Source organism: Candidatus Limnocylindrales bacterium (assembly GCA_035571835.1).
Classification (GTDB): Bacteria; Desulfobacterota; Binatia; order UBA1149; family CAITLU01; genus DATNBU01.
Window position 1 is genome coordinate 48,648 of the sequence record DATNBU010000008.1, and the last position, 20,783, is coordinate 69,430.

Genomic DNA, 20,783 nt, shown 5'->3' on the forward strand with positions numbered 1-20,783 from the left:
GTGCGTGCTCACGGCCGCATGTACCAGCCGCCGCTGATGTTGATCGCCTCGCCGGTGATGAACGCCGAGCGATCCGAACCGAGGAAAGCGACGAGCTCGGCCACTTCTTCCGGCTGGCCGAAGCGGCGCAGCGGCGTGCGGTCGACCTCGGGCTGGAACTGGTCGGCGTAGCGCGCGACGAACTTGCTCCAGATCAGCCCGGGCGCGATCGCGTTGCAGCGCACGCCGAACGGCCCGCCTTCGAACGCGACGCTTCGCGTGAGACCGAACAGCGCGGCCTTTGCGCACGCATACGGCGCCTCGCGGCCCTCGTTCGCATCGCCGAGCCAGCCGGCGATCGACGAAATGTTCACGATCGCGCCGCGGCGGCGCTCGATCATGCCGGGAAGGATCAGCCGCACGAGGTGGAACGCGGCGGTGATGTCGACGTCGATCACGCGGTCCCAGTCCTTCATCGTGAACTCGCGGATCGGTGCGAGGACGTTCTCGGCGGCGTTGTTGACGAGCACGTCGATCGGTCCGAGCGAGCCCTCGATCTCGCCGATCACGGCCTGCATGCGCGCGCGATCGGCAATGTCGCCGGGAAACGCTTCGACGCGCGCGCCGGTATCACGCGCGATTTCTTCCGCAACAAGGCGGCAGCGCTTCTCGTGGATGTCGACGATGGCGACCGCTCCGCCTTCCTCGGCGATCCTGCGCGCCGCGTGGCTTCCGATCCCGGCGCCGGCACCGCCGGTCACGAGCGCAACTTTGTTCACGAAGTCTTTCGGCATGGATTCCTTTTCGCGGTCGGTCTTTGCATCTGGCCGATCAGGGATTGTCCTGGCATCCGCATGATCGCGATGGTCGTGGAGCGTGGCCGATCCCGGATCGGCGCGCCTGGTGTTGCCGGTGTTCTCTGCCCGCTACGCGTCGAGGCCGACGAGCCGCCGCTGGTTGTCGCGCATGATCATCCGCGTTGCGGCGGGACCGAGCGGTTCGCAGCCGTGCGCGAAGTCGACCGGATCGGCCAGGCCCTCGGGATGCGGATAGTCCGAGCCGAATACGACGTGCTCGGTACCGATCAGGCTCGCCAGATGCGGGATGTCTTCCTCATGGTACGGCGACACGTAGATGTGCCGGCGGAATACCTCGCTCGGCCGCCCCGACCAGCGTCCGCCGATCCACGGGCCGTTGCGCCCCATGCCTTTCATCTTGTCCATCGCTTTCAGCAGGTACGGCACCCACAGGCAGCCGTTTTCCACGCTGACCACGCGCACATCAGGAAAACGTCCGAACAGGTTGTGGAAGATGAGCGCCGACATCGTGTCCATGATCGGACGGTCACCGTAGAAGTTGCACCACTGGAACGCCGACTGGCTGTGCGAGCTCGGATTGGCCTGCTCGCCCCACGCGACCGACATCATCTCGTTGTAACCCGACTCGCCGACGTGGAACGCGACCGCGAGCTTCGCTTCGTTGACGCGCGACCAGAACGCATCGAAGACCGGATCGGCCGGTGACTTGCCGCCTTGCGGCCCGGGGCGCATGCCGATGATGCGCGCGCCGCGCGAAAGCGCCCACTCGAGATCCTTTACCGCTTCGACCGGGTCGAGCAGCGACAGGATCGGTGCGGCGAAGATGCGATCCTTGAATGCAAAACCCCAGTCCTCGTCGAGCCAGCGGTTGAACGCGCGAATGTTCGCATAGCTGAGCTCGACGTCGTCCTTCATGAAGTGCTCGACACAGACGGCGAGCGTCGGGAAGAGCAGGGCGCTCTCGAGCTTCTGCTCGTCCATCCGCTTGAGACGCGCATCGCGATGCACGAACGCCGGCTCGACAGGCTGCTTGACGCCGTCGTCGCTGGCCGCGTTCTCGCCGGTCAGGTAGCGGAGATAATCGCGCAGCGAGCCCGGCCGCAGCGTCACGTCGTAGTTGAGCTCCATGTCGGACAGGAACGTGAACGGGCGCTCGCCGATCAGGATCGATTCGGCGCCGTCGCTGGTCTGGACGCACCGGACCGCGCGGTCGCGATACTTCGGCTCGATGTGACGCGTGAACGCGTCACGCGTCTCGTAGTAGTGGTTGTCGCCGTCGAAGCTGAGGTAGTCGAGCTCGGTCATCGCGTGACTCCTTCGGTCGCGGCGGGTCTTCGGCCTTCCGCGACCGCAGCCGGGCTGGCCCGGTCAGCGTCGTTGCGCCCGGCTACTGCCCTTCTCCGCGCATGCCGGCCGCGCCGAAGCCGGGAAAAACCGGCCCGCCAGGGCCAGAAGAGAACACGTTCTACCTGGACAGACAAGGCCGCCTGTCCCCCGTGACGCAGTCCAGGCGAAATCCTGGCCGCCGCCCGCGATTCCGGGCTGCTTTCGCAAACGACGTTGAGCCGGCACGCGCTTTTGGTCACCGGCGACCGACGCCCGCTCGTCGACGTTCGCGTTCCTCTACGGCGCCATGTTTCGGTCGAGATCGTCCAGCGCGGTACGCATGGCGCGCTCATCGATGTGTGAGCGAAGCTACATCGTGAGTCGTCGACGCAATCCGAAGCGACGGTTGCCGGCATTCGGCTCTGGACCGGCGCATCGACGTCAGGCATGGTCGCCTCGTTGCGCACGCTTACGCGAAGACGTTCGGCGTTCATTGCCGGCCTGGTTGCTGCACTCGCTCCGTGCGTTTCGCACGCCGCGCTCCGTGCCATCGGTCATGAATTCCGGCCGACGACCGACGAGCGCACGCGCGAGTTCGCATGTCCGGCCGGAGACGGCACCACCGGCTTCGTCGAGTTCCGTTGCCAGGAATCGCAGCCCGGGCACTGCGCCGATCCGAACATTGGAACACTGTTTGCCACATGGCGTTCGGCCGACGGCAACGCCGTCGCGGAACCGATCGAGATCGGAATGGTGTACGGCTCGTCCGGGATTCCGTACGACTGCGCTGCGGACGGCCGGATCGTGGTGCTGCGAGAAGGCTATCTTCGATTGATCGACCGCAACGGCTTCCTCGAAGTTTCCACTGCGATCTGTGGCGGCGGCCCTTGCTGGGGACCGTTCGCGCTGACCGCGACGAACGACGGGTTTTTCGTGATGTGGAGCGACTACACCCGCGGCCTGGTCGGGCGTTCGTTCGGCGGTGACGGCGTGGCGACGACTGCGCCACGTCTTCTTTTCAAGCAGGACCGCCTGTCCGTCCTGCTGGCGGCCAACGGCCTTCTTCAATCGGACGGCAGCATCGTCGTCGCATGGCGCGAGGGCACCTCGGCAGTCTCCGCGATGCTGGTGCATCCGGGCGGAACGGCCGATCCGCCGGTTCCCGCAAGCGAATTTCCATATCTGGATCAGGTTGCTCCACTCGTGCTCGTTCGCGAAGACGGCGATCGCAGCATCGTTGCATGGCAGAACGTTGCGGAGCAGGCCGGCTGGGTTGCACGCCGAATCGTGTCGGGCGATGCCCCGGTGACGACCACGAGCACGACGACGACCACGCTCGAGCCCGACGCCGAGGTCTTCGAAAAGCCGATCTCGCTCGGTACGACGCCAGCCGGCGACGACACGTACTTCCTGGCGCGGCCCGGACTGATCGGCGACGTGCACGGCCGGTGGGCAGCGACATGGCCGGATTACAGCCCAGCCGACGAATACGATGAGATGGAAACCAGCATCGCGAGCTCGCGCGACGGCGCGTTGCAATGGTCCCTTTCCGAAACGTTTCATTTCGACCCTTACGATTCTCGGCTCGGCGCAACGATCGCGACCGACGGCGACAGCGTGGCGCTTGCCGCATGGCCGCGCCGGGATGGTGCGATCCTGCTGCGCCAGTCGGCCGACGGTGGTCAGACGTGGAGCGAGGATTCGGTTCTGTACGCCGGGGTCGGCTTCGTCGAGGGCTTCTTCGGCGGGTACGTCGGGATCTCCGACATCGCGCTGACCCCTGGCGGCGACGGCGTCTGGCTCGCGACGTGGAGCGAAGCCGTCGTCGAGTACGTGTCCTGCTGGGAGGATCCCGGCTGCATCGACTACAAGGACAAAGTGCTCATCTGCGCGCTGCGTTCGGCACGCTCGTTCGATGCGGGATCGTCATGGACCGAAGCGACGACGATAGCCGCCGGCGTGTGCGGCGAGCGCGACCTCGCCGTCGCGACCGACAAAGACGGCCAGTGGCTCGCGATCTGGAGAGACTGGCATTGGGATGGACCCGACTCGGTCGCCGGAGCGTGGTCGTCCGACAACGGACAAACCTGGTCGGAGCAGGAAGTCATAGCTGCAGACGTACGCCTGCCTCAGCGCGCTCTTTCGGTCGCGGCCGACGAAGACCAATGGGTCATCGCATTCGCACGCGCCGACTGGGATGAGGTGACCGCCTCGCTGAACTCCAACATTTATGTTTCCCGGCGCGACAGCGGCGGCGGGGAATGGAGCGATCCTGCCGGCATCGCACCGTGGAACGGCGAGACTCCCGTGCGCGACCTCTATCCTTCGCTCGAGGCCGCCGGCGACGGACTGTTCGGCCTCGCGTGGTCGTCGCATTCGGCCGGCGCGGGCCTCGATGCGGATATCGTCGCATCGTTCTCGCACGATGGCGCAGCGTCCTGGACGGGCCCGCGGCTGGTCGATCCGGAGGCGCGCGAGGATCCGGCCAAGGATCTCAATCCGGAGCTGGTCCGCGCGGGCGAAGCATGGGGCGTCGCGTGGCGTGCGCGAGAGTCGTCGAGCAACGTGATCCGGTTCGCGAGAACGCGCGGAAGCTGCGGCAACGGCGAGCCCGACGAGCCCGAGCAGTGCGACGACGGCAACGACGTAGACGCCGACGGATGCGATCGCACCTGCCGCCCGACGGGATGCGGCAGCTTTGTCGTGACCGGCGATGAGCAATGCGACGACGGCAACACGACCGACACCGACTCGTGCGTCGATTGCCGCGACGCCTTCTGCGGCGACGGATTCGTCGAAGCCGGACACGAGGAATGCGACGACGCGAACGATGTCGATGGTGACGGCTGCCTGAACGACTGCCGGGTGGCCAGGTGCGGCGATGCCGTGGTTCGCGCCGGCGTCGAGACGTGCGACGACGGCGATACCAGCGGCAACAACGACTCGTGCCTGTCCGACTGCAGCCTTCCGGTCTGCGGCGACGGCTACGTCGAGATCGGTCCCGAGGAATGCGACGACGGCAACCTCGCCGACGGCGACGGCTGCACGAGCCGGTGCGTGCTCGATCCGGATTGCGGGTTCTTCAGCCGCTCCGGCCTGCGTGTGACGGCAACGGATGCGCTCAAGGTGCTCAAGCGGGCGACGGGTCTCGCGACGCGCTGCCCGCTGCGAAACTGCGATCGCAACGGCGACGATCGCGTGACCGCCAGCGATGCGCTCGCCGCGCTTCGCTCCGCCGTCGGCCTGTTCGCCGAGGGCTGCTCGCTGCCGACCGGCCTCGTCGTGCGAATGACGTCGGACGAGAAGCTCGGCGCCGTCGAGTTTTCCCTGCGCTTCGCCGACGCGGCCGGATTCATTCCCGCGAAGGGCGATGGCAAGCCGCGGTGTACGATCAAGGTCGGTGCACCGACGCTTTCCGCCATCGGATGGGACGACCGGCACGAGGTCGTGGCGGTCTCCATCGTCTCGGTCGTCGGCGTGCAGGGACCGGCGACGCTCGTCGAGTGCTCGTACGATCCGGTCTCCGGCCCGTCGCTGCGCGACTTCCAGCTGACCGTGCAGCATGCGACCTCGTCGACGGGATCGGCGCTCGATCCGCTGCCGACCCTCGTCGTCGAGACGCGCTGAGACGCTTCGCTACTGCCCGTACGCCTGCTGCATCGTCAGGTACCACGCGCCGGGCTTGCCGAGCCAGTCGGCGGTCAGGTACGCGGTGTCGTCGCCGATGTAGATCTGCGACGTCATCGTCGCCTCGGTCGCCACCGTCAGGTCACCGTACGTGATGATCGTGAACGGGTACGACGTCGCGCCGTCCTTCTCGATGCGCTGGTGGATGCCGAGACGGTAGATGCCGTACGGAGACGGCTGATTCTTCACGGTCGTGTCCTTGTAGACCCAGCGCTTCAGCTCACCGCGCACGCCTTCGACCATCACGCCCGGATCGAGCTCGACCGAGTAGATGAGGCCCGTCGAGTTCGACAGTGTGAACTTGATGCCGTCGTCGGTCGGATTCGCGTCCGTCGACGGGATGAAGCGCCCGTGGATCTTGATCCGGGTGTTGCTGATCCGGGCCGGGTCGTTGAGGATCGCGACGCACGCCGGAGCGAGCTGGCAGTTGCCGTCGCAGCTCTGGAATCCGCTGACCTGGCAGGCCGGATCGGCGCAGTCGACTGCGAGGTTGCCGTCGTCGTCGATGCCGTTGTTGCAGATCTCGGCATCGGGCGGATCGCAGTCTTCGCCGGCGTCGACGATACCGTTTTCGCACGTGGCGCTCGCGCTCACGTCCGTAGGCTCGCTGTCGAAATTGTCCGAGACCACGGCATCGGCCGATGCAGAGGCCACGAACGCATCGTTGCAGACGTCCTCGAGATCGTCGCAGTCGCCGTCCTGCCTCGTCGAGTCGACCGGTGCGTCGGCAGCGATGGTGACGACGACGTTCACGGTCGCCGAGCCGGCGTTCGCGATCGTGCCGACCGGGCACGTCAGCGACGTGCCGATGCTCGATGAGCGTACCGTGCATCCCGCATCGTCGCTGACGTATGTCATTTCCGGATCGAGCAGGTCGTAGACGACGACGCCGGTCGCGGCATCCGGTCCGGCGTTGCTGACGACGATCTGGTACGTGACCGCATCGCCCGGCTGCACCGGCTCGACGGCCAGATCGCTCTTGACGAGCGACAGTGCCGACGACGTCGTGGTCGTGACGACGTCGGTCGAGACGTCGGCGACGTTGTTCGACGGATCCGGGTCGGTCTGGTCGGCGCTGACCGATGCGCGGTTGCACATGTCCTCGGCGCCCGAGCACGGCACGCCCGAGGCGGAGCTCGCCGTCGGCGCCGACGGATCGACGCGCACGACGATGTCGAACGCGACGGTCTCACCGGCAGCCATGTCGCCGATCGGGCACGTCAGCATGCCGGTCGGAGCTTCGGTGCACGCGAGCGTGCCGCCGACGTACGTCATGTACGCGTCGAGCGTGTCGACGACCTGGACGCCGGTGGCGGCATCCGGGCCGTTGTTGGTGACGCTGATCGTGTACGTCGCAAACGCTCCGGCCTGGACCGGGCTCGACACGTCGGTCTTCGTGATCGACAGGTCGGCCGGATCGGTCGCAATCGTGCGCACGTTGGTCGGCTCGCTGTCACTGTTGTTCGACGGGAACGCGTCAGTTTCGGTCGCGGCAACGGTTGCGTTGTTGCAGAGGTCCTCGCTGCCGTTGCACACGCCGTTCTCGCGCGAGCGCGACGTCTGCGCCGTGCCGCTGGTATGGACGATCACGTGGAACGTCAGCGAGGCGCCCGGCGCGAGAGAGCCGATCGGGCACGTGAGCGTGTTCGGCTGCGTCTCGGTGCAGCCGAGATCGTCGCTCACGTAGGACGTATCGGAGTCGAGCACGTCGACGACCGTCACGTTGGTCGCGGTGCCGGAGCCGTCGTTGGCGACCATCAGCGTGTACGCGAAGTCCTCGTTCAGGTTGACGCCGGTACCGGCGTCGCTCTTGACGAGGCGCAGGTCGACGGTCGCGACGTCGGTCGGCTCGCTGTCGGAGTTGTTCGACGGCACCGGATCGACCTGGTCGGAGCTGACCGTCACGCGGTTGCAGAGATCCTCCGCACCGGTGCACGTGCCGTTCTCACGCGTGCCGCTCGACGGCGCAGTCGGCCCGACGAGGACCGTGACCGTGAAGCTTGCCGAGGCACCCGACGCAATCGATCCGACGTTGCACGTGAGCCTGCCGACCGGGCTCTGCGTGCAGCCCGCGCTGTCGGACACGTACGTGGTGTTCGGATCGAGCGTGTCGACGGCCGTCACGTTGGTCGCCGTACGCGGCCCGTTGTTGGTCACGTTGATCGTGTAGGTGACGCTGCTGCCGCGCGCGACGGTCGCGCCGGCGTCGCTCTTGGTGACCGCGAGGTCGGCCGTGGCGGCAAGCGGCACCGACGCATCGTCGCTGTTGTTGCCCGGGACGGGATCCGGCGTCGTCGACGAGACGGTCGCCGTATTGACGATCGGATCCGGCGACGTGTATCCGGCCGGAACCGTGTACGTCGACGTGATCGTGCGCGTCGCTCCCGAGGCGAGCGTGCCGAGCGAGCACGGATACGCCGTTGCGCAAGCGCCTGAGTTGCTCGCGAACAGCAGACCGGACGGAGTCGGATCGGCGACGACCACGTTCTGTGCGTTCGACGGTCCGTGGTTCGTCACGACGACCGTAAACACCACGTTCGCACCCGCTACGGCCTGCGCCGGACCGCTCTTGACGATCTCTACGTCTGCCGTCGGGCTGATCGGCACGGTGGCCGTATCCGTGTTGTCCGACGGATCGGGATCCGCCACGTCGTTGGAGAACACGCTCGCGGTATTGCTGATCGGATCGGGCGACGTGTACGACGACGGCACCGAGTACGTCACCGTGAGGTCGACCGATCCGCCGACCGCGAGGCTCGCGATCGTGCACGGCAGCGTCGAGCAGCCGCCGCCGGTGACGGAGACCAGCGTGAGCCCGCCCGGCGTAGGATCCGTGACGACGTCGTTGGTCGCGACGGCGGGTCCCGCGTTCGCGATGTGCAGCGTGAAGACCACATTCTGCCCGGGCATCGCCGAAGCGGGCCCGGATTTGACGATCGACAGGTCGGCCTGCACGAACGAGATGTTCGTCGACTGGCCGTCGCTGTTGTCTGCGAGGCTGGTCTCGAGCGTCGAGGTCGAGACCGATGCCGTGTTCACGATCGGGTCCGGCGTCGTGTAGCCGCCCGGCACCGAGTACGTGGCCGTGATCGCGACCGAGCCGCTGGCCGCGATGGTTCCCACCGAGCACGGGAATCCGGAAGCGCACGGCGCCGACGCCGACACGAACGTGAGGCCGGTCGGCGTGGGATCGGTGATGACCACGTTCGCGGCAGGCTGCGCGCCGTTGGTCACGGTGATCGTGTAGACGATGTTGCTTCCCGGCGTCACCGCGCCCGGTCCGGTCTTGTCGAGGACGAGGTTCGTCACCGGCACGAAGCCGAAGTCGATGCCGCTCGTGGCAAGCGCATCGTCCGTCGTGTCGGTCACGCCCTGCATGGGCGTTACCGGCGCGCCGGACGGATCGTTCGAGTCGAGCTGCGGATTGCCGCCGGCTCCGACCGGGCTTGCGACGAAATCGGCCGGAGTCGCGACCGTGACCTCGTACGTGGGCTCGCCGGCGCCGACGCCGTCGAAACTCTCGTCGAGCAGCAGGTTGCCGAACGAGTACGCGCCCTGCGCGTCGGTCACGGTGACGACGGTCGTCACGTCGCCGTTCGGATACGTGATCGTCAGCGTGACGGCGACGCCCGCAATGCCCGTCTCGGACGGATCCTGGATGCCGTCGCCATCGGTGTCGTTGAAGACGAAGTTGCCGAACGCCGCGCCCGGCGCGAAGTAGCCGAAGTCGCCCGTCGTATTCGTTGCTCCGCCGCTTACCGTCACCGAGTAGCCGGCGACCTGGCTGTTGTTGTCGGCGCCGGGGTTCGGCCCGGTGGATTTGACGAGGCCGCCGAGCACGTTGCCGGCCTCGGACACTTCGACGGTATAGGTGCCGTCCGGAAGCCCGCCGAAGCTGTAGTTGCCCGACGCGTCGGTCGTCGTCGTGCCGACGACGTTGCCGTCCTGATCGCGCAGGATCACGGTGATGCCGGCGTATCCGCCGGTTTCGCCGCCGCCGCGCGTGCCGTTGCCGTTCGCGTCGTTGAAGATCGTTCCGCCGATCGTGTTCGGCGTGGCGGCTTCATACGCGAAGTCCTGATCGAACGTGACTCCGTTTGCGAAGGCCGTCAGATCGACGGTTGCTTCCTCGTCGAAGCCGCCGTCCGGATCGACGCTGTTCGTCATGCCGGCGCCGCCGTTAGGCAGCGTCGCGTGATCGACTGCGACGACGTACGTCGCAGTCGAATCGAGACCGCCGAACACGTACTGGCCGTTCGCGTTGGTCACGGCGCTCGCGATCAGCGTCGTGCCGTCGGACGCGTACAGGTTTACCGTAACGCCTTCGATGCCTTCGCCCGCGTCGGCGATGCCGTCGTTGTCGCGGTCGAGGAAGATCGTGTCGCCGATCAGGCCGTCGCCCGGATCGTGGCCCGCCGGTGCGAAGCCGAAGTCCTGCGTCAGGTTGTCTGCGCCCGCGAGCACGACCGTGCTCAGGCGGTCGTTGCCACCGTCCGGATCGCCGGTGTTGGCCGAGGCGCCGGCGAGGATGTTGGCCGAATCCGTCACGACCACCGAGTAGATGCCGTCGGCGAGGCCCGGGAACGTGTACTCGCCGTTGGCGTCGGTCACGGTGGACGCGACGACGTTGCCGCTCGCGTCGACGAGGACGATCGTCACGTTCGCGATGCCCGGCTCGCCCGGATCGCGCACGCCGTCGGCGTCGGCATCGAGGTAGATCGTGTTGCCGATCGTGTGGCCGCCCGGCAGCGGGAAGCCGAAATCGCCGGTCACGTAGACGTCGCCCGGTGCGAGCACGATCGGGTTCGACGTAGTGTCGCCGTCGCTATCCGGATCACCGGTCGGCGTGGAACTGTAGCCGGCCGGCAGCGTCGACGTGACCACGTCGATCACGTACGCGCCCGCAGCGAGGCCGTCGAAGTAGTAGTGACCGGCAGCATCCGTCGTCGTGGTGAGCGCGGCGTTGTCGCCCGCACCGCCGTACACGCCGTCGCCGTTGTCGTCACTCAGCAGCCGCACCGTCACGTCCGCGATTCCGGCTTCGCCGAAATCCTCGACGCCATCCATGTCCGCGTCGTTCCAGATGCGATCGCCGATCATGCCCGTCGCGCCCGGCGCCGGGTTCGTCGACGTGCCCGGCGCAACCCAGTTGAAGCCGAAGTCGCCGCTGTCGTTGAACACGCCCGCGGCCACGGTGATCGACGTCTCGCCGTCCGGCGCTGTCGTGCCGTCGTCGAGGTCGTAGGTCGGGTTCGCGGCAAGCCCTGCCGGCAGCGTCGTCGTATCGACTCGCACGACGTAAGTGCCCGCGGCCAGGTCGGCGAAGATGTAGCGCCCGTCGGTGTCGGTGGTGGTCGCCGTGATCAGCACGGTGCCCGTCGCATCGTAGAGACGGACGATGACGCCCGCGAGGCCGTCCTCGCCGGCGTCCTGCACGCCGTCGCCGTCTTCGTCGAGCCACAGGCGGTCGCCGATGAACGACGGGGCTGCGGCGCGCGCATCCTGGTCGTCGTCGCTGTTGTTTGCCGGCACCGGATCGGTGACTCCTGGAGGCGCAGTCACCGTGGCGATGTTGACGAGCGGGTCTACCGTTGCGCCCGGCACGATGTCCACGCTGGCGAGATACGTGACGCTCGCTCCGACAGGCAGATTGACCGTGTCGGCGATGTCGCCGTTTCCGGATGCGCTGCACGAGCCGCCGCCGGTGCCAGAGCACGTCCACGCGATCGCCGAGATCTGCGGCGGGAACACGTCGCTCACGCTCGCACCGGTCGCGTTGCTGGGTCCGGCGTTCGAAACGGTGATCGTGTAGGTGAGGCTTCCGCCCGGCACGTAGACGGCGCTGCCGTCATCCTTGGTGATCGACAGATCGGCGGTCGGCGTGACCGGCGACGTCGCGGTGTCGGCATTCGGGAACACGCCCGGATCCGGCGTCGTCGAGCTCGCGGTTGCGGTGTTGCTGACCGGATTCGGCGCGGTGTAGCCGGACGGCACCGAGTACGTGACGTTGATCGTTGCGGTTGCGCTTGCGGCGAGAGTGCCGATCGAGCACGGGAAGCCGGCGGCACACGGCGCCGTCGCCGAGACGAACGTCAGGCCGGACGGAGTCGGATCGGCGATGCTCACGTTCTGCGCGGCCGACGGCCCGTGGTTCGTGAGCGTCACCGTAAACACCGCATTGCTGCCGGGCGTGACCGATGCGGGAGCAGTTTTCGTCAGCTCGAGATCGGCCGACGGAGCGAGCGGCACGTTCGCCGTGTCGCTGTTCGGGAACACGCCCGGATCCGGCGTCGTCGAGCTCGCGGTTGCGGTGTTGCTGATCGGGTCGGGCGACGTGTAGCCGCTCGGCACCGAGTAGGTCACCGTGACCACCGCCGAGCCGGCCGACGCGATCGTGCCGAGCGAGCACGGGAATCCACCGGCGCACGGCGCGGTCGCCGAGACGAAGCCGAGACCACTCGGAGTCGGATCGGCCAGGCTCACGTTCTGCGCGTCCGACGGACCGTGGTTGATCACGGTGATCGTGAACGTGGCGTTATTGCCGGGCACTGCCGAGGCGGGACCGGACTTGAACAGCTCGAGATCGGCGGACGGTACGAGCGGCACGTTCTCGGTGTCGCTGTTCGGGAACACGCCCGGATCCGGCGTCGTCGAGCTTGCGGTCGCGGTGTTGCTGATCGGATTCGGCGCCGTGTAACCGGCAGGCACCGAATACATCGTCGTGATCGTGGCCGATGCTCCCGATGCGAGCGTGCCGAGCGAGCACGGATATGCGGTCGCGCACGCGCCCGAGTTCGACACGAAGCCGAGGCCGGCCGGCGTCGGATCGGCAACGCTCACGTTCTGCGCATCGGAAGGACCGTGGTTCGTCACGGTGATCGTGAACGCGACGTTGGTGCCCGGCACGGCCGAAGCCGGACCGGTCTTGGTCAGCTCGAGGTCGGCGGACGGAGCGAGCGGCACGGTTTCGGTGTCCGAATTGTTGGCCGGGTTCGGATCTCCCTGGTCGTTGGAGAACGCGTTCGCTGTATTGCTGATCGGGTTCGGCGCCGTGTAGCCGGCCGGTACCGCGTACGTCAGCGTCAGGTTCACGAAGCCGCCGTTGAGCAGGCTCGGGATCGTGCAGGGCAGGGCCGAGCAGCCGCCGCCCGAAACGCTCACGAAGCTGATGCCGCCGGGAGTCACGTCGCTCACCACGACGTTGGTCGCGTTGTCGGGGCCGTTGTTCTGCACGTGCAGCGTAAATACGACGTTCTGGCCCGGAACGGCCGACGCCGGTCCGGTCTTCGTGATGAGGATGTCCGCCGCGGTGAACGAAAGCGCGGTCGAAGCGCTGTCGCTGTTGTCGGCGAGGCTCGTCTCCGAAGTGGTCGTCGTCGCCGACGCGGTGTTGACGATCGGATCGGGCGTCGTGTAGCCGCCCGGCACGTTGAACGTGGCCGTGACGACGACCGAGCTGTTCGCCGCGATCGTGCCGATCGCGCACGGGAAGCCGCCGGCGCACGGCGCGCTGGCCGAAACGAACGTCAGGCCGGCCGGCGTCGGATCGGCCAGCACGACGCCCAGTGCCGGGGAAGCGCCGTTCGAAACCGTGATCGTGTAGGCCACGTTGTTGCCCGGCGTCACCGCGCCCGGGCCCGCCTTGTCGACGACGAGGTTGGTCACCGGCGTGAAGCCGAAGTCGACCGTCGCGTCCGTCGCGCCTTGCGTAGGCGTGAAGCCCGCTCCCGCAGGATTGTTCGAATCGAGGGCGACGTTGCCGCCCTGTGCGATCGGGCTCGGCGTGAAGTTGGCGGGCGTCGCAACAGTGATCGAGTACGTCGGCTGGGTCGCACCCGTCACGTCGTAGCTCTCGTCGAGCCTCAAGTTCGTAAACGAGTACGCGCCCGTGCCGCTGGTCACCGTCGATTCGGTCACGACGTTTCCGTTCGGATACGTGATCGTCAGCGTGACGACTGCGTTCGCGATGCCGACCTCGCCGGCGTCCTGGATGCCGTCGTTGTCGGTGTCGTTGAAGACGAAGTCGCCGACGACCGACACCGGCGTGTAGTAGCCGAAGTCCGCGGTCGTGTTGGTCTGGCCGCCGGTCACCGTGACGCTGTAGCCCCGGACCTGGCTGTTGTTGTCGGCGCCGGGGTTCGGGCCCTCGGACTTGGTCTTGCCGCCGAGCACGTTCGCGGTCTCGGAGACGTCGACCGTGTACGTGCCGTTCGGAATGCCGGCGAACGAGTAGTTGCCCGATGCGTCGGTCGTCGTGGTGGCCACGATGTTGCCGTTCGCATCGCGCAGGATCACCGTCACGCCTGCGTAGCCGGTCGTCTCGCCGGCGCCTTTGGTGCCGTTGCCGTTGGCGTCGTTGAACACCGTGCCGCTGATCGTGTTCGGCGTGTTCGGGCGGTAGCCGAAGTCCTGCGTGAACGTCGTTGCGCCCGCGAACAGCGTCAGGTCGACGATCGACTGGCTCGCGATCCCGCCGTCCGGATCGACGGTGTTGGTCATGCCGGCGCCGCCGCCGGGCAGTGTCGTGGTATCGACGCGCACGACGTACGTCTTCGTCGCGTCGAGGCCGCCGAACAGATAGCGACCGTTGATGTCGGTGTAGACCGTTGCGACGAGTGTCGTGCCGTTGGCGGCGTACAGGTTGACGGTCACGCCCTCGAGGCCTTCACCGGCGTCGAAGACGGCGTCGTTGTCGCGGTCGAGATAGATCGTGTCGCCGATCAGGCCGTCGCCCGGCTCGTGTCCGCCCGGTGCGAAGCCGAAGTCCTGGACTAGGTTGTCGGCGCCCGCGAGCACCACCGTGCTGATGCGATCGAAGCCGCCGTCCGGATCGCCGGTGTTGGTCGGCGTGTTCGCGAGGACGTTGAACACGTCGGTCACGACCACCGAGTACGTGCCGTTCGCCAGGCCCGGGAAGAGGAAGTTGCCGTTCGCGTCGGTAATCGTCGACGCGACGATCTGGCCGCCGTTGTCCAGCAGGGAAACCGTCACGCCCGGCATGCCGACTTCGCCGCCGTCGCGCACGCCGTCGGCGTCCGCATCGACGTAGATCGTATCGCCGATCGTGTGCCCGGTCGGGAGCGGATAGCCGAAGTCGGCGTTCACGAACACGTCGCCCGGCGCCACGAGAATCGGGTTCGTCGTGTTGTTGAAGTCGCCGTCCGGATCGCCGGTCGGCGTGGTCGTGAAGCCGGCAGGCAGAGTCGCCGTGTTCACGTTGATCACGTACGCGCCCGGCGCGATGCCGTCGAAAATGTAGTGACCGGACGCATCGGTGGTCGTCGTGACCGCCGCGGCATCGCCCGCACCGCCGAACGTGCCGTCGCCGTTGGTATCGACGAGCAGCCGCACCTGGACGCCCGCGATTCCCGCTTCGCCGAAATCCTGCACGCCGTCGGAGTCCGCGTCGTTCCAGATGCGGTCGCCGATGGTGCCGGTCGCGTTCAGCGCCGGGTTCGAGGTGGTCGCCGGCGCAACCCAGTTGAAGCCGAAGTCGATGCGGTCTTCGTTCACGCCTGCTGCGACGGTGATCGTCGTCGAGGCGTTCGGCGTCGTCGTGCCGCTGTCGTAGTCGTAGGTCGGGTTCGCATACAGCCCGGCCGGCAGCGAGGTGCTGAGGATGCGCACGACGTAGGTGCCGGCCGCGCGGCCCGTGAAGATGTAGCGGCCGTCGGTGTCGGTCGTCGTCGACGCCAGCAGGATCGTTCCGGTGGAGTCGTACAGCTGCACCGTTGCGCCGGCGATTCCGTCTTCGCCCGCGTCCTGCACACCGTCGCCGTCTTCGTCGAGCCAGACACGGTCGCCGATGCTCGAAGCCGCAGCGGCCGGCGCATCCTGATCGTCGTCGGTGTTGTTGCCCGGCGTCGGGTCGGTCGTGCCCGATGGCACCGAGACGGTCGCGCTGTTGATGAGCGGATTGACGCTCGTGCCCGCGATGATGTCCACGCTCACGAGGAACGTCACGGTCGCACCGACCGGGAGGTTCACGGACGACGTGCTGATATCGCCGGTTCCCGAAGCGGGGCAGGTGCCGCCGCCGGTGCCCGAGCAGGTCCATGAAATGCTGTCGAGCGCGGCCGGGAACGTGTCGGTCACGGTCGCGCCCGTCACGTTGCTCGGGCCGAAGTTGGACGCGGTGATCGTGTACGTGAGGTTTCCGCCCGGCGCGTACGTTGCCGTGCCGTCGTCCTTCGACATGCGCAGGTCCGCCTGCGGCGCGACCGGAGCCGAGTGACCGTCGCTGTTGTTGGCGAGGTTGGTGTCGTTCGACGTCGTCGACACCGTCGCGGTGTTCACGACCGGCGTCGGCGTCGTGTACGTGGCCGGTACCGAATACGTCGACGTGATCGTGCGCGTGGCGCCGCTCGCGAGCGTGCCGAGCGAGCACGGGTACGCGGTCGTGCAGTCGCCGCTGTTCGACACGAACGTGAGACCGCTCGGAGTCGGGTCGGCCACGCTCACACTGGTCGCATTGCCCGGACCGTTGTTCGTGACGGTCACGGTGTAGACGACGTTGTTGCCGGGCACGACGGACGCAGGGCCCGTCTTGTCGACGGCCACGTCCGCGTTCGGCGTCACGTCGGTTGGCTCGCTGTCGCTGTTGTTCGCCGGAGTCGGGTCCGACTCGGCGGCGGTCACCGACACGCTGTTGCAGATGTCCTCGCTGCCGTTGCAGTTGCCCGACGACAGCGTGCCGTTCATCGGCGCGCTGGCCGAAACGGTCGTCGTCACCGTGAACGAGGTCGATGCGCCGCTCGCGAGCGAGCCGAGGTTGCACGTGAGCACGCCGGCCGAGTGCGAGCATCCGCCGGTATTGCTCACGTACGTCGTGCTCGCCGACAGGTTGTCGGTCACCACGACGCTGGTCGCCGTGTTCGGTCCGTTGTTCGTGACCGTGACGCCGTACGTCAGCGTGCCGCCGCGCAGCACCGGATCGAAGCCTGCATCCGACTTGACGACCGACAGGTCGGCGACGTTCGGCAGCACGTTGGTCGGCACCTGGGCGCTGTTGTTTGCCGGAGTCGGATCCGACGTGCTCGAGGAGACGCTGATGTTGTTGCAGATGTCTTCGCTGCCCGCGCACGCGCCGGTCATCTGCGTGCTGGTGGTCGGAGCGTTCGAGTTCACCGTCACGGTGACCGTGAAGTCGTAGCTCTGGCCGACGAGCAGCGCGCCGATATCGCACGTGAGCGTATGGGCCGGACCCTGCACGCAACCGAACGTGTCGCTGACGTACGTGGTGTCGGAGTCGAGCACGTCGGTGATCGTCACGTCCTGCGCGTCCTGCGGGCCCGGGTTCGCGACGTGGACGTTGTACGTCACGGTGCCGCTGAGCGCCGCGGGATCCGAACCGGTGTCGTTTTTCGTGATCTGCACGTCGGCCGACGCCGGCAGGATGTTGGTCGGCTCGACCGCAGTATTGTTGGCCGAGCTCGGGTCCGGTGTGGACGACGAAACGACGGCTGTGTTGCAGATGTCGGTGGTCGGGCTTCCCGTGCACGGATCGTTCTGGGTCGTACCGGCCGTGGGTGCGCCGGTCGGCACGAACACGGTGACGGTAAAGCTCGTCGATCCGAGGTTCGCAATGTCGGCGAGCGAGCACGTCAGGGTGCCGGCGGGTGATTCGACGCAGCCGCCGGACGCGGTGCTCTCGAGGTAGTATTCGCCGGCGCCGAGCGTGTCGACGACGGTCACGTTGCGAGCCGTGCCGGTGCCGAGATTGCTCACGGTCATCGTGTAAACGAGCACGCCGCCTTCGAGCAGCGGGTCGCCGCTGTCGGTCTTCGTCAGCGACAGGTCCGCCACGGTGGCGGTCACGTTCGTCGGTTGCGTGGCGGTGTTGTTGGCCGGAGTCGGATCGGTCGCGTAGCTGCTGACCGTCGCCGAGTTGCACAAGTCCGCGCTGGCGGGCGTGCACGCACCGGTCACGGCGCCGGTGCCCGGTGTGAGAATGGTGCTGGCGGTCGAATTGACGCGAGTCGTGATCGTGAAGCTCGTCGAGCCGCCGTTCGCAAGATCGGCGACCCGGCACGTAAGCGCGCTGCCGACGAGCGTGCATCCGCCCGACGCCGTGCTGCTGACGTAAGTGACGTTGGAAGGCAGCGTATCGACGACGTCCACGTTGGTGGCCGCAGCCGGACCCGCATTGGTGACGTTCAGCGTGTAGGTCAGCGTGTCGCCCTGCGCGATCGAATCGGGGCTGTCGGTTTTCGTCAGGCCGAGGTTGGCCGACGGCCGTGCCACGTCGGCCGCGACACTCGTCGTATTGTTGGCCTGGTTCGTGTCCCTGCAGCCGGTGCTGCCCATCGAGACGATCTGGTTGCAGAGGTCTTCGCTGCCGGTGCAGGCCCCCGTCGTCTGGGAGTTGGCGCTCGGCGCGTTGGCATTGACCGAGACCGTGATCGTTCCGGTGCGGTTGCCGCCGCTCGGAACGTTGCCGTTGAAGCTGCAGATGATGGTGTTGCTCGCGTCGGGCACCCCGCAACTGCCGCCGCCGGTGAAGCTGCTGCTGACGTACGTCACGCCGGTCGGGAGCTTGTCGACGAAGCTCGTCGTCGAGCTGCCCGTCGCCTGCGGTCCCGCGTTCGCCAGCGAGAGGTTGTACGTGATCGTCGCACCCGGCGCGTAAGTCCCTCCGGCATGCGTCTTCGTCATGCTGAGATCGCAGACGCTGGCCACCGCGACGACGTTGGTCGGTTCGTCGGCGGTGTTGTTCGCCGTGTTGGGATCGGACTGATCGGCGGTCACGGAGACGTTGTTGCAGATGTCTTCGGTCCCGTTGCACGGCAGGGTGTTGGTATCCCGCGTGCCGGCGGTGGGCGCCGATGGGCTTACGACGACGTTGATGGTGAAGGTCGTCGACGCGCCGACCGCCATCGTGCCGAGCGAGCACGTGACGGTGCCCGAAACGTTCGTACAGGCCGTTCCAAGCGAGGACGACGTGAAGGTCTTGTTGGCGCCGAGCGTATCGGTGAACACCACGTTCGTGGCGACGTTCGGGCCGGCGTTCTGGACGGACATCGTGTACGTCAGGATGCCGCCCTGCGGTACGCCGCCGACCGGATCCGAATCGGTCTTCGTGACGGAAATGTCGGCCTGGGCCTGCGCACCGCCGATTGCGAACTGCGACTCTTCGACATCCGCGAACAGGCCGGCGCTCGAGATGGTGCCGGCGCCGGTCTGGCCCTGAAGCGCGGCGTAGTTGGTCAGGATCGTTCCCGTCGGCAGCGACGAGCCGGTCGTCACGGTCATCGTGATGCTGCCGGACGCACCCGACGCGAGGTTGCCTACGTTCCACGTGTAGACCGGTGCGGCCGATGTCGTCGGCGCCGGCGACGACGAGAAGAACGTCAAGCCCGACGGCAGCGTGTCGGTCAGCACCGTGTTGTACGAAGTTGCCGGACCGAGGTTCTGGTAGTTGATCGTGTAGACGATCGTGCCGCCGGACGCGACGTCAGGATCGGGCGCGCCGGTCTTCGTCACGCGCAGCAGCGCGGTGTTGGCGACCTGCACCGCGATCGGAAGGGTGTCCTCAGCGACTGCGAACATGCCGGCCGGGTCGCCTTGCGAATCGTTGGCGCGCGCGACGGTGTCGGTCATCTCGACGTGATTGACGAGGTTATCGCCATCGACGACGCCGGTGTTCGCGACAGTGAGCGACACCGTGATGACGCCGTGCGCGCCGGGCGCGAGGTTCCCGATCGACCAGACATTGTTGCTCGTCGTCGGTGCGGGCGCCGCCGACACGTAGATCATGCGCGGATCGTACGTCTCCCGGATCTCGACGCCGGTGTACGTGGTCGTCGTGCTCGTGTTGGCGTACTCGATCGTGCACGTGATCGCGGAGCCGGGAGTCGCCGGCGCCGGCTGGCAGTGCTTGTTGAGCTTGACGGTCGCCAGCTGGTCCTGGGTCGTGATGTTGACGCTGTTGAGCCCGATGTCGGCATTGTAGTGGTAGCTCGACCCGGAGAAGTCGTAGATCGTCTCGATCAGGGACGACGAGCCGGCCGACATGAAGCGGACGCTGTAGGTCGTGACGACCTCGTTGCCCTGTTTCCCGGTCGAGAGGCACGAGCGGTAGGTGCCGGTCGGAGGCGTCGGGCCGATGACCGGATCCCACGTGCAGGCATCCGAATAGACCCGGTCGTTGGTGCCGCCGGTCGAATAGGTCGCGGACACCGACATCACGCGGAACAGAAGGTTCGGGAAATCGAGGAACGACGAGAGCTGCTCGTATCCCTGCGTCGCGGTGTTCGAGTGAACCACGTAGTTGACGGTCTGGCCCACGTACACGCTGCTCGGGCCGTCCACGCTGATCACGTCGTTGCGGTTCTGCGAGATCAGGTGCTCGACGTAGAGCTCGCGATTGAGCGGGGTGCTGACGCTCGCCGTGTTGCTGGCGCTGGCAGTGATGTGGAATTTGCGGGTCGTGTTGTACGCGAGCGGGGTGCGCGTCACGCGGATCAGGAAGTAGTAGTCGTTGCAGTCGCCGGCCAGCAGCAATGGGTCGGTCTCGACGCTGGTGCCGCGCGGCGAGATGTTGATGTACTGGTTCGCCGTGTCGAACGTGTAATTGACAGAGATGTCGTTTGCCGCGCTCGTGCCCGTGTTGCAGACACGGGCACCGGACAGGAATTCGTACGGCCCCTGATTCAGCGGGTTGTTGCTGTCGAGGCCGACGATGTTCCACGTCAGCATGTTGATCGTCAGTTGCGGTGCGGCACTTGCGACACCCGGCGTGACAAAAGTCACGGCAGCAAAGACGAACGCAGCGATCCTGGCGGCAGTGCCACCGAACGACACGAATTTCATCGACTGTCCCCTTACTTTGCGACGTCTGCCGCAAAGCCGTTCCCGCCTTCCCTTGCAGAAGGCGACCTGACTCCCCGCGCACAAAGTCCCCGGAAATACCCTCGGATGCAAAGGAAAATTACGGTTTTTGTGCGTCTTAAGGCTGACTCAGCGATCAAGATG

4 protein-coding genes are annotated in these 20,783 nt (G+C 66.8%); 1 reads left to right on the forward strand and 3 read right to left on the reverse strand.

Annotated features, from left to right (window positions below):
* Window positions 1-8: 8 nt before the first annotated feature.
* Both VN634_01955 and VN634_01960 read right to left on the reverse strand, forming a co-directional pair.
* Complete coding sequence (locus tag VN634_01955) at window positions 9-773, reverse strand: SDR family NAD(P)-dependent oxidoreductase (GenBank protein ID HXC49625.1); 765 nt, start codon at window positions 771-773, stop codon at window positions 9-11.
* A gap of 132 nt (window positions 774-905) precedes the next feature.
* Window positions 906-2,102: an amidohydrolase family protein gene (locus tag VN634_01960; protein ID HXC49626.1), complete on the reverse strand. Its 1,197-nt coding sequence runs from the start codon at window positions 2,100-2,102 to the stop codon at window positions 906-908.
* Between the two features lie 468 nt (window positions 2,103-2,570).
* On the opposite strand from VN634_01960, the gene VN634_01965 reads away from it, so the two are divergent.
* Window positions 2,571-5,750 carry a DUF4215 domain-containing protein gene (locus VN634_01965; protein HXC49627.1) on the forward strand — a complete coding sequence of 1,060 codons (3,180 nt, stop codon included), beginning with the start codon at window positions 2,571-2,573 and terminating at the stop codon, window positions 5,748-5,750.
* 9 nt (window positions 5,751-5,759) lie between these two features.
* Here the strand turns inward: VN634_01965 and VN634_01970 are convergent, their stop codons facing one another.
* A complete protein-coding gene (locus VN634_01970) occupies window positions 5,760-20,621 on the reverse strand; it encodes an SdrD B-like domain-containing protein (GenBank protein HXC49628.1) in 14,862 nt (4,953 codons plus the stop codon).
* Between the last annotated feature and the right edge of the window lie 162 nt (window positions 20,622-20,783).

What these genes read in the sequence shown, in the direction of transcription:
- VN634_01965 (HXC49627.1), top strand. Translation starts at nt 2,571, where the DNA reads ATGGTCGCCTCGTTGCGCACGCTTACGCGAAGACGTTCGGCGTTCATT.
- VN634_01960 (HXC49626.1), bottom strand. Translation starts at nt 2,102, where the DNA reads ATGACCGAGCTCGACTACCTCAGCTTCGACGGCGACAACCACTACTAC.
- VN634_01970 (HXC49628.1), bottom strand. Translation starts at nt 20,621, where the DNA reads ATGAAATTCGTGTCGTTCGGTGGCACTGCCGCCAGGATCGCTGCGTTC.
- VN634_01955 (HXC49625.1), bottom strand. Translation starts at nt 773, where the DNA reads ATGCCGAAAGACTTCGTGAACAAAGTTGCGCTCGTGACCGGCGGTGCC.